The sequence below is a fragment of the Erythrobacter epiphyticus genome (genome assembly GCF_034653295.1).
GTDB lineage: Bacteria > Pseudomonadota > Alphaproteobacteria > Sphingomonadales > Sphingomonadaceae > Erythrobacter.
Genome location: NZ_JAYEEU010000003.1, coordinates 42,857 through 50,074 on the forward strand (window position 1 = coordinate 42,857; position 7,218 = coordinate 50,074).

The 7,218-nt window shown below is 63.5% G+C and carries 9 protein-coding genes; 1 reads left to right on the top strand and 8 read right to left on the bottom strand.

Annotated elements, in window-relative coordinates; genetic code table 11:
• Positions 1 to 2: 2 nt before the first annotated feature.
• The 4 genes from rpsO to SOQ14_RS01970 form a co-directional block, all read right to left on the bottom strand.
• The gene (gene rpsO / locus SOQ14_RS01955; protein WP_067403000.1) at positions 3 to 272 is read right to left on the bottom strand and encodes a 30S ribosomal protein S15; all 270 of its coding nucleotides are present in this window, start codon (positions 270 to 272) and stop codon (positions 3 to 5) included.
• A gap of 12 nt (positions 273 to 284) precedes the next feature.
• Positions 285 to 1,277: a tRNA pseudouridine(55) synthase TruB gene (truB, locus tag SOQ14_RS01960; RefSeq protein ID WP_322896341.1), complete on the bottom strand. Its 993-nt coding sequence runs from the start codon at positions 1,275 to 1,277 to the stop codon at positions 285 to 287.
• An 8-nt stretch (positions 1,278 to 1,285) separates the two neighbouring features.
• Positions 1,286 to 2,011, bottom strand: a complete 726-nt coding sequence (locus tag SOQ14_RS01965; RefSeq protein ID WP_322896343.1) for a site-2 protease family protein — start codon at positions 2,009 to 2,011, stop codon at positions 1,286 to 1,288.
• A 76-nt stretch (positions 2,012 to 2,087) separates the two neighbouring features.
• Positions 2,088 to 2,663, bottom strand: coding sequence for a thymidine kinase (locus SOQ14_RS01970; protein WP_322896345.1), 576 nt, complete (start codon positions 2,661 to 2,663; stop codon positions 2,088 to 2,090).
• 82 nt (positions 2,664 to 2,745) lie between these two features.
• Here SOQ14_RS01970 and SOQ14_RS01975 point away from each other — a divergent pair, with 82 nt between their 5' ends.
• Positions 2,746 to 3,339 carry a YceI family protein gene (locus tag SOQ14_RS01975; RefSeq protein WP_322896347.1) on the top strand — a complete coding sequence of 198 codons (594 nt, stop codon included), beginning with the start codon at positions 2,746 to 2,748 and terminating at the stop codon, positions 3,337 to 3,339.
• On the opposite strand, the gene SOQ14_RS01980 is transcribed toward SOQ14_RS01975, so the two are convergent.
• The 4 genes from SOQ14_RS01980 to infB all read right to left on the bottom strand — a co-directional run.
• Complete coding sequence (locus tag SOQ14_RS01980) at positions 3,336 to 3,923, bottom strand: aspartyl protease family protein (protein ID WP_322896349.1); 588 nt, start codon at positions 3,921 to 3,923, stop codon at positions 3,336 to 3,338. The two genes, SOQ14_RS01975 and SOQ14_RS01980, sit on opposite strands and share 4 nt — an antisense overlap.
• A gap of 79 nt (positions 3,924 to 4,002) precedes the next feature.
• Entirely contained in the window at positions 4,003 to 4,410 is a 408-nt protein-coding gene (rbfA, locus tag SOQ14_RS01985; RefSeq protein ID WP_322896351.1) for a 30S ribosome-binding factor RbfA, read from the bottom strand.
• A complete protein-coding gene (locus tag SOQ14_RS01990; RefSeq protein WP_322896353.1) occupies positions 4,410 to 4,853 on the bottom strand; it encodes a PaaI family thioesterase in 444 nt (147 codons plus the stop codon). Before SOQ14_RS01990 ends, rbfA begins: the two co-directional genes overlap by 1 nt.
• A partial coding sequence (gene infB, locus SOQ14_RS01995; protein ID WP_322896355.1) for a translation initiation factor IF-2 occupies positions 4,850 to 7,218 on the bottom strand: 2,369 nt, incomplete at its 5' end. The genes SOQ14_RS01990 and infB, both read right to left, overlap by 4 nt.

The window sequence follows — 7,218 nt, forward strand, 5'->3', positions numbered from 1 at the left end:
TCTTACTTACGCAGACCCAGCTTCTGGATCAGGGCGTTGTAGCGCTCGACATCCTTCTTCTTGAGGTAGGCGAGCAGCGTGCGACGCTTGTTGACCATCATCAGAAGGCCGCGACGCGAGTGGTTGTCCTTGTGGTGATCCTTGAAGTGCTCGGTCAGGTTGCGGATCCGCTCGGTGAGGATCGCGACCTGGACTTCAGGGCTGCCAGTGTCCTTGGGATCACGGGCGTTCGAGGAAATGATTTCCTGCTTCTTTTCGGCGGTCACCGACATATTGGTTCTCTCTTACTCAGCGACATCGGGAAGGTTGAAACCCCTGACGACCGTGGCCGTCCCATCCGTGATTTCCATCAGCGCGACCGGGACAGCGCCCAGCTTCGCCAGATAGAGCCCGGATGATTGGGGCATGCCAGACAGCACCCGGCCCTGTCGGACCGCCTGCGCGCTTGTCTGGTCGAGGCATAGGGCCGGGATGTCGTCCAGCCCCGCCTCCAGCGGCAGGAGGAGGTGTTCAAGGCCTGCGCCCTTAGCGGCTTCCTCCAGTTTGTCCAGCGAAATCGCCTGAGCTTGGGTAAACGGGCCGGCCTTGGTGCGGCGGAGATAGGTAACGTGGCCGCAGGTGCCAAGGGCCTGCGCGATATCCCGCGCGAGGCTGCGGATATAGGTGCCCTTGGAGACATGGGCGACGAGGGTGACCTGATCAACTTCGTCACCCCGGCGAAGGCCGGGGCCCAGAGCGTCTGAGCATGGCGCTTGCAGCTCTGGGTCCCGGCCTTCGCCGGGATGACGGATTGTGAGCGAATGGATCACCACCGCCCGAGACTTCAACTCTACCGCCTGCCCGCTGCGCGCCAGATCATAGGCGCGCTGGCCGTCGATTTTGAGCGCGGAATAGGCGGGCGGCACCTGCTCGATCGGCCCGGTGAAACGCGGCAGCACCGCCTCCACCTCCGACAGCGTCGGGCGCACATCGCTCGTGGCTACACCCACCCCCTCGGTATCGAGCGTGTCGGTTTCCTCCCCGAAGCGGATGGTGAATGCATAGATCTTGTCGCTATCGAGCATCCGCCCGGCGAGCTTGGTCGCTTCGCCCAGCGCGATCGGCAGCACGCCCTCCGCCAGCGGATCGAGCGTCCCGCCGTGCCCCACCTTCGTTTTCGCATAGCCGTTCTGCCGCAGCACGCGCTTGACCGCGCTTACGCCCTGCGTGCTCCCCATGCCGCGCGGCTTGTCGAGAATCAGCCAGCCGGACAACGGCACGCGGTTTGTCTCGCTCATGGCTGCGCTCAGGCAATCAGCGCGCGGACCGCGTCGGCAAGCCCGAGGAAGAACTGCATCGCAAACTCAACCGGCGGGCCAAGGATCGCGCTGAGCCAGCTTGTCCCGAACACCCAACTGCTGGCGATCAGCACCAGCAGCAGCACCATGCCAATGCCTTGCAACCGCTCCCACCCCGCGCGCAGGCTGTCGGGCAGCAGGCCGCCCACGATGTGCGAGCCGTCAAAGGGCGGGATCGGCAAGAGATTGAACAGGCCAAGGAAGATGTTGACCAGCAGGAAATAGAACAACCCGGTAGCAAGCCATGCGACTTCGCCGCTGCCATCGACAAGGAAAGAGGCCCCCACGCCCATCCCGTCCCCGAAGGCGAGGCCCGCCGGCATGGTGAGCCCGAGCACCAGCGCGCCGATGGTGGCCAGCACGAAATTGCTGCCCGGTCCCGCTGCCGCAACGGCCATCATGCCAAACCGCGGATTATCAAGCCGCCATTTGTTGACCGGCACCGGCTTGGCCCAGCCGAACACCGGCGCGCCGAGCAGCGCCAGCCCGCCCGGCACCAGCAGCGTGCCGACCGGATCGACATGGGCAAAGGGATTGAGAGTCAGCCGCCCGCGCTCGGATGCGGTGGGATCGCCCAGCAGCTTGGCCGCATAGCCATGCGCAACTTCATGGAACACGATGGCGAAGACCAGCGCTGGGATCAGCACAAGAGCAAGGGTGAGGGTTTCGGACATGAGCAGGAGATAGGCACTCGCAGCAGGCTTGGCCAGTGCACGTGGTGTCGCACGTGGTGTTGCGCGCGGTGTTACGTCACGAAGCCAGCGCAGCGCTGAAATGCTTGCGGCACAGCGCGAGATAGCGATCATTGCCGCCGATCTCGGTCTGCTGGCCTTCCTTGACCGGCGCGCCAGATTCATCGACCCTGAGGTTCATTGTTGCCTTGCGCCCGCAATGGCAGACGGCCTTCAACTCGACCAGCGCGTCAGCAATCCCCAGCAGCACGGCCGAGCCGGGGAACAGCTCGCCGCGGAAATCAGTGCGCAGGCCATAGCACAAAACCGGAATGCCCGCTTCGTCAGCCAGCCGTGCCAATTGCCACACCTGCGCGCCGGTGAGGAATTGCGCTTCATCGACCAGCACGCAATCAAGCGGTGCTTCGCCGTGCGCGGCCACAATAGCGTGCCACAGATCCGTCGTGTCTGTGTAGCGGTGCGCTTCGGCCTCAAGCCCGATGCGGCTTTGCACCAAGCCTGCAGAACGGGTATCGAGCGAGGCCGTCCACACCATCGTGCGCATGCCGCGCTCACGATAGTTGAAATCAGCCTGCAACAGGCTCGAGGATTTGCCCGCGTTCATGCTGGCGTAGTAGAAATAGAGCTTGGCCATAATGCGATGATTAGCGCTTCCCGCAGGGCGGAGCGAGGTGGCCGGTGAACCTTTTGCCCGGTTGATACGTATACATAAGGTCATGCGCACCCTGCCCACCCCTGCCCTGCTTGCCCGGCTGCTATGGCTGCCGCTGCTCGCGTTGCTGATGCTGGGCAACACGGCGAGCGCGCCGCTGCGCTACACGCTTGATGCGAAGGTGAGCGAGGTTGCGGCCAAGGTTCCCTTCTTCGGCCTCGCCAGCAAAACCGCGCGGTTTCCGAAAATGGTCGGCATGGTCAGCATCGTGCCAGGCGCGCCCGAACGTGCGGTGATAGATGTGACGTTCGATGCCACCGCCATCGAGGCGCCCGACACAGTGACGCTGGAAAGGCTGCGCGGCGAAAAGTTCTTCTGGGTGGAGAAATACCCCGAAGTGCGTTTCGTCGGCCGCTCGCTCAAGCTTTCAAGCCCGACGCGCGGCACGCTTGCTGGTGAACTCACCGCTCGCGGGGTGAGCCGCCCGCAAGTTCTGGATGTGACCTTCGCCGAAGATCCGGTGGCCAGCCCCGGCAAGCCGATCAGCTTTACCGGCACCACCACGATTGACCGCCGACAATACGGGATGAAATCCTATCAGCTGATTGTCGGTAACAAGGTCGATATCACGCTCAAGGCGCGGATGGTGCCGCGTTAGGAAACCGGTGCTGCTGTCGGACGCAGATCAAGGAAAAGCGTCTGCTGCCCAACGTCAATGATCCCACGGTGACGGGTCAGGAGGTCCTGACCGATGATCCCGTGTACCGGCTGCCCTGTGATTCGTTCCAACGCGCCAAGCGCGCTTTGCACATCGGCGGTAAAAATCGATCCGGTCGGGATGGTGACACCAGCAATGGCAAAACTGCTCACCTTGACCGATCCGACTGAAAATGTGCCGCCAGCGCCCGCACCCGAAGATGCTGAACTTTCTTCAGGGGGCGCCACTGCGAAAGTTTCCAGCCACCGACTGTCCAGAATGGTCACACTCGCGCCGGAATCAAGCACGAACCGGCCCTCGATCCCGTTGATCGAGACCTGCGCCACTTCATGTCCGGTCGAAAGCTTGCCGAGTTTGATGACAGAATAGCCCTGTTCGACCAGCACAGGCTGCAACAGGAACGCCTCCTGATCGGCATTTGCCCGCGCATCGGAAGCGCCGAGGGTGAAGACCGCAAGATTTGCGGCAAGGAAAGCAACTGCAAAACCACGCATAGGGCACGACCTCTTGAGGTATTTACCCAATATTATCATTTACTTATTCCAGGATTGCTAATCTGCGGTCGACAAAGCTTCAACGGGGATCGACAGACGACGCTTGGGATCAGTTGCTTTCGCTATCGTCGAGATCGCGCGCCACCTTGGGATCGCGCAGCAGCGCTTCGATCCGGTCAGCCTCGGCAAAGCTTTCATCCTTGCGGAACTTGAGCTTTGGCGCGAATTTGAGGCCGAGCCGCTGGGCGACTTCGCGCTGGAGGAAGGCGGTGTTCTGGCGCAGCGCATGCACCACATCATCCTCGCCTGCGCCCATCAGCGGCTTTACATAGGCGGTGGCATTGCGCAGATCGGGGGTCATGCGCACCTCAGTGACCGAGATATTGGCGGCGCTGACGACATCATCATGCACTTCGCCGCGCGCGAGCAGTTCCGACAGGATGTGCCGCACCCGCTCGCCCACCTTGAGGACGCGCACCGATTGCTGCTCGGCGGTGAAGGGATCGCGCTTTGCCATCATCCCATCCCGGTGTTGGTGGGCGTCGGGCGCGGGGTCGGGATCGCGGTCGAAGTGGCGCGGGCATGCAGCGTGCCATCCTCGGCGAGCAATTCGCCCTCGAGGAAAATCACCCGCCGTCCGGCCTTCACCACCCGGCCCTTGCCGATGATGGTTGCACCATCGGGGATCAGCCGGATCAGGCTCATCGACAATTCGAGATTGAGCGGTGCCGCTTCGCCCCCGGTGGAGGCGACATAGGCATAGCCCATCACGTCGTCGAGATAGCCCGCCACCAATCCCCCCTGCACGCCGCCGCGCCAGGTGGTCATTTCGCGCTTTACGGTAAAGCGCATGGTGGCGGTCTGGGCCGCCGCGTCCCAGCTCACGAACTCGGAGCCGAGCAGCGCCGTATGCGGCGACTGCCCGGCATCGTCGGGGTAGTGGGGATCGGAGAGGCTCACAGCGTCCGCTCACGCTCCTCGACCGAGAAGACTTCGAGGTTGTCGCCCGGCTTGATGTCGTTGGTGTCTTCCAGCACCACACCGCATTCGAGACCGGCGCGGACTTCGTCCACATCGTCCTTGAAGCGCCGCAGCGAGGCGATCTTGGTCGCGGAGACGATGACATCCTGACGGGTGAGACGCGCAAACAGGCCCTTGCGGATCGCGCCTTCGAGCACAAGCAGACCGGCTGCCTTGTCCTTCTTGCCCGCCGGGAACACCTGCTTGACTTCGGCACGGCCGACCACGGTTTCGATCCGTTCCGGCCCGAGCTCGCCCGCCATTTCCTTGGCGACCGCATCGGTCAGGTGGTAGATGACGTCGTAATACATCATCCGCACGTTATCGCGCTTCACCAGATCGCGCGCCTTGGCATTGGGACGGACGTTGAAGCCGATAATCGGCGCCTTTGATCCCGCCGCCAGCAGCACATCGCTTTCGGTGATCGCACCGACCCCGGCATTGAGCACGCGCACCTTGATCTCGTCGTTCGAAAGCGCATGGAGCGCGTTGACGATCGCCTCGACCGAGCCCTGCACATCGGCCTTCACCACCACCGGATATTCGATGACGTTGGAGGCGAGGTTGTTGAACATCGTATCGAAATTGGTCGGCGCGAGCGTCGTGCGCTTCTCGTTGGCCTTTTCCTGACGATACTTGGCGACCTCGCGGGCGCGCTGTTCGTTTTCGACCACGGTGAGCTGATCGCCAGCCGAGGGCACCCCGCCAAGGCCAAGCACTTCGACCGGCATCGACGGGCCCGCTTCCTTGAGTTGCTGCCCCTTGTCGTCAACAATCGCGCGCACCTTGCCGCTTTGCGTGCCAACCACAAAGGTATCGCCGCGCTTCAGCGTGCCGCGCGTCACCAGCACCGTCGCGACCGGGCCGCGGCCCTTGTCAAGCTGGGCTTCGATCACCGTGGCTTCGGCATCGCGATCAGGCCGCGCCTTGAGATCGAGCAGTTCGGCCTGAAGCCCGATCGCTTCGATCAACTGGTCGAGCCCTGCGCCGGTCTTGGCCGAAACCTCGACATCCTGCACTTCGCCCGACATCGCCTCGACGACGATCTCGTGCTCGAGCAAGCGCTCGCGGATCTTCTGCGGGTTGAACTCGGGCTTGTCCGATTTGGTGATCGCCACGATCATCGGAACCCCGGCAGCCTTGGTGTGATTGATCGCCTCGATCGTCTGCGGCATCAGCCCGTCATCGCCCGCGACCACAAGGATCACGATATCGGTGACATTGGCCCCGCGCATCCGCATTTCGGTGAAGGCGGCGTGGCCGGGCGTATCGAGGAAGGTGATCTTCTGCTTGTCCTTGGTGGTGATCTGATAGGCGCCGATATGCTGGGTTATACCCCCGGCCTCACCCTTCACCACATCGGTGCCGCGCAGGGCATCGAGCAGGCTGGTCTTGCCGTGATCGACATGGCCCATGATCGTCACCACCGGCGGACGCGGCTTCTGCGTCTCGATGGGATCTTCATCGGTGCTCGTATCAATATCGACATCGCTCGCCGAAACGCGCGTGATGTTGTGGCCAAACTCCTCGACCAGCAATTCCGCGGTGTCCTGATCAATCGTCTGGTTGACGGTGACCATCATGCCCATGTTGAACAGGGCCTTCACCAGATCGGCGCCCTTTTCGGCCATGCGGTTAGCCAGTTCGCCGACCGTGATCGCTTCGGGCACCACGACATCGCGGACCTGCTTTTCGCGCGGCTTGGACGAACCGCCACCCTGAATGCGGCGTTCCTTTTCCCGCGCACGCTTGAGCGCGGCAAGACTGCGGGCACGGCGCCCTTCATCTTCGTTGAGCGCACGGGTAACCGTGAGCTTCCCCGAGCGGCGCTTGTCCTTGTCGAGATCGACCGGGGCAGCGCGCTTTTCTTCCTTCTTTTTCTTGACCTCGGGCTTCTTGGGCTCGGGCCGTTCCACCGGCGTGAAACGCCGCGGTGACGGGGCGGTATCGCCCTTTGCCGTCGCAGGTGCGGCAGGCGCGGCGTCGGCGCTGTCATCGCTGGCAGCTTGTTCGGTCACGGCATCGGCAGGCGCGCTCGCCGCAGGGGCTGCTGCCTCACGCTCGCGGGTGGCCTCTTCCTCGGCGCGCTTTTCCTCGGCGCGGCGACGCTCTTCTTCCTCGCGCTCGCGCGCTTCGGCTTCCTCACGCTTGCGCGCCTCCTCAGCCAGCCGCAGCCGCTCTTCCTCGGCCTCGAGCTGGAGTCGCTTGACTCGCTCCTGCGGGGTTTCACCCGCGGGCGCAGGGCGCGGCGCAGGGGTCGCCGGACGCGTCGGCGCGGGCGGCGGAGGCGCGGGCGGCGGCGGAG

Excerpts from the sequence above, each read along its gene's own strand:
- rpsO (WP_067403000.1), bottom strand. The coding sequence starts at position 272 with ATGTCGGTGACCGCCGAAAAGAAGCAGGAAATCATTTCCTCGAACGCC.
- truB (WP_322896341.1), bottom strand. The coding sequence starts at position 1,277 with ATGAGCGAGACAAACCGCGTGCCGTTGTCCGGCTGGCTGATTCTCGAC.
- SOQ14_RS01965 (WP_322896343.1), bottom strand. The coding sequence starts at position 2,011 with ATGTCCGAAACCCTCACCCTTGCTCTTGTGCTGATCCCAGCGCTGGTC.
- SOQ14_RS01970 (WP_322896345.1), bottom strand. The coding sequence starts at position 2,663 with ATGGCCAAGCTCTATTTCTACTACGCCAGCATGAACGCGGGCAAATCC.
- SOQ14_RS01975 (WP_322896347.1), top strand. The coding sequence starts at position 2,746 with ATGCGCACCCTGCCCACCCCTGCCCTGCTTGCCCGGCTGCTATGGCTG.
- rbfA (WP_322896351.1), bottom strand. The coding sequence starts at position 4,410 with ATGGCAAAGCGCGATCCCTTCACCGCCGAGCAGCAATCGGTGCGCGTC.